At 65.3% G+C, this 2,665-nt stretch carries 2 protein-coding genes; both read right to left on the bottom strand.

The genetic code is table 11. The features are described 5' to 3' along the window. Window positions 1-563 precede the first annotated feature (563 nt). Window positions 564-1,676 (bottom strand): ParB/RepB/Spo0J family partition protein, encoded by a 1,113-nt coding sequence (locus tag AC07DW_RS34035; RefSeq protein ID WP_478861467.1) that lies wholly within the window; start codon window positions 1,674-1,676, stop codon window positions 564-566. Further along, window positions 1,676-2,410: a ParA family protein gene (locus AC07DW_RS34030; RefSeq protein WP_478861466.1), complete on the bottom strand. Its 735-nt coding sequence runs from the start codon at window positions 2,408-2,410 to the stop codon at window positions 1,676-1,678. The genes AC07DW_RS34035 and AC07DW_RS34030 overlap by 1 nt, the downstream gene beginning before the upstream one ends. Window positions 2,411-2,665 lie beyond the last annotated feature (255 nt).

The raw sequence follows: 2,665 nt of genomic DNA, 5'->3' as shown, positions 1-2,665 counted from the left end.
GCATGGCAGCATAGGTGACCAACGTGAAGCCCCCGGTGAACAGGCGGTCTTGTGAGAGACCTGTCCTACCAGGGGCTTCACGTCTGCCCGCAGCCAGCTTCACGTCCAAGCAGCCGCGAGATCATTTCGCTGAGAAAACCTCAGTGCTGTGCCGGTATCCGGAGGAGTTCTGCGCTCTCCTGAGCTCGGCGCAGATCTGCTGCGCCGGACGTGCGCCGTCTCCTTCACGGGGAGTGGCGGTGAGGGTGGGCCGGAGCTTGGGCGTTTGAGGTTGCTTGGAAGGACGCCACTGTCCCGCAGACGCCTCGGGCTTAGGCGGTGTCGGCCGAGGAGCTGCTGTAGCGGGCTCAGCGGGCGAAGGTGTCCCTGCCTGAGCCGTACCGAGCTGGCGGAGCATCTTTGTGTGCTGGGACCGACCCGTCTCCAAGCCCTGTCCGGAGTGAGCAGGCGGACGAACCCAGGCTGGTTGCGAGCCGACGCCTGAGCGGTCCTCTGAGCTGCGGGTCTGGATGTGCGAAGGACCCTGCCCTCCGCTCAGTGAGGGCAGGGTCCTTAGCCGTCGGCTACGCTTCCTGGAGCAGGCCTGCTGAGACGCGCTGGAGGATGGCGGCGAGTGAAGCGCGGGCCTGCGGGTCGAGGTTGCCGCGCATGTCGGCGATGACGGCTTCGACTCCGCTGCTTCGCTGGAAGTAGCGCAGGATGAACGCACTACGCTGGGCGGGATCCAGCTTGTCGAAGGCGACGTCCATGAGCGCTGCCCCATCATGCAACGGGATCTCGACCGCATCGCTCTCGGGGGGTGCTATGGTCCGCGGCTCGGGAACTGCGACCGGGGGCTTGCTCGGCTCGGAGACGGTGATGACCGCTCCCCCGCTCCTCGGGGCGGGCTCGCTGCCGGAGTCCAAAACCGGGTTTTGAACCAGCGTCGGCTTCGGGGAGGTACCGCGCTTCCGCGGGACCTTCGGCTCCTTCGCCTTGCGGATCTCCTCGGCCGCGATCGCCTTCTGCTCCTCGGGGTCCTGGATCTTGGCGATCTTCTCGGCGGTCTTCACCTTGATCTGCTTGGTGTCGACAACGTCCCTGAGCTCGGGTGCGAGGTTGAGCAGGGCAAGGCGGTTGGAGACGTACATCTGCGACTTGCCGATGCGCTCTGCGACCTTCTCCTGGGAGCCGTGGCGCTCCACCATCCGCTGCAGGAACTCGGCCTCCTTGTAGGGAGGGATGCTCTTGCGGTGGATGTTCTCGATGACGACGGCTTCGTCGACCTTGTCGTCGTCCTCCTTGCCGAGGCGGTCCCGGACACGGATTTCGAACTTCGTCCAGCCGAGCTGCTTCGCCGCGTGGAAACGGCGGTTGCCGAGGATGACGACCCACTGGGCATCGCCGAGACGGGCGCCGTGCTCGGGCTTGACCCGGAGGAACGCCTCGCGGGACATAGCGACGGCCGGCTGCAGCTGCCCGACCGACTTCATCGACGCCTTGAGCTCTCGGAAATCGGCGTCGAGGTCGGTGTAATCCGCTTCGGTGCGCGGGTTCTCGGGGCTGCCGACGATCGTGTGCATGTACACGGTGGTCGGCTGCGTTTCCGTCTTAGACGGCTCGGGGACGGTTGCGCCCTTGGCCCCCGGCTTGCCGGGGCCTTCGAGCAGGTCGGCCCAGGGCTTCTTCGGTGCCATCAGCGCGCCCCCTTCTTCCCCGCGCCCAGCTCGAGAGCGAGCTGGTAGAAGTCTTCGCGGGCTTCCATGGCGACCCGGTTTTTCTTGTACTGGGTGACGACGGTGCCTTCGAGTGCCGCCCGGGTGTGGACCTTGTAGTGGCGAACCACAGTGTTGGCGAGGTTCCACCCCTGGGCGCGGACGAAGTCCTTGGTCTGATCGAGATCGGCTTCGCCGTCGCGCGGGTCCCAGTTGTTGATGACAACCAGGTAGGGGATCCCGAGGGGCTTGACCACTTCCTCGATGGTGTCGCGGGTCGGCATGAAGCCGAGGGGTTCCGGCTCCACGGGCACGATGATGTCGTCGGCGTTGGCCAGCACGGCGCGCATGGCGTCGGCGGCAGTGCTCTTGCCGAACGGGTCGCCGGCTTCTTCCTTCTCGTCCTCAGGCAGGTCCATCCAGCCGGGAGTGTCGATGAAGGCGTGCTTGACCTTGCGGGACCTCTTCAACGCGGAGAACAGTTCCAGGTCGTCCTTGGAGTTGATCTGCTCGAAGGAGAAGGGCAGGTCCTGGCCGACTCGCTCCGACCACCACGTGGTGGATCCCTGAGGGTCAGCGGAGACGGCGGCGACGTAGTGGGGGTCGCGTTCCGGGGATTCGCCCAGGACATGAGCGGTGATGGCCGCAGTGTTCACGGTGAGAGTCGACTTGCCGACTCCACCCTTGCGGTTGATGAGCGCGGTAATCCGTGCCATGAGTGGTGCTCCTGATGCTCCGTATGCTTCCCGGCCCGGCTTGGGTCGGTACTAGCGGACCTGGACAGGATGCCACGTACCGCCCGAGTGAGGCACCCACGGCGTGTCGGTTTCAAAACCCGGTTTTGAAAGACATCTCACGTGCTTAAGAAGTCAAGCCGCTCTACCTTTTTGGACGGGTTGGTCCTCCCATTCGTAGGGTGGGGACGCCCAGGGGTATCGGGTGTGGCTATCAGGCTGCTGCCGCTTTGTGGC

The organism is Streptomyces sp. NPDC045701, from assembly GCF_056432045.1.
Note: the sequence above shows the minus strand (reverse complement) of the source record. Positions and strands in the feature narration are given on the sequence as shown.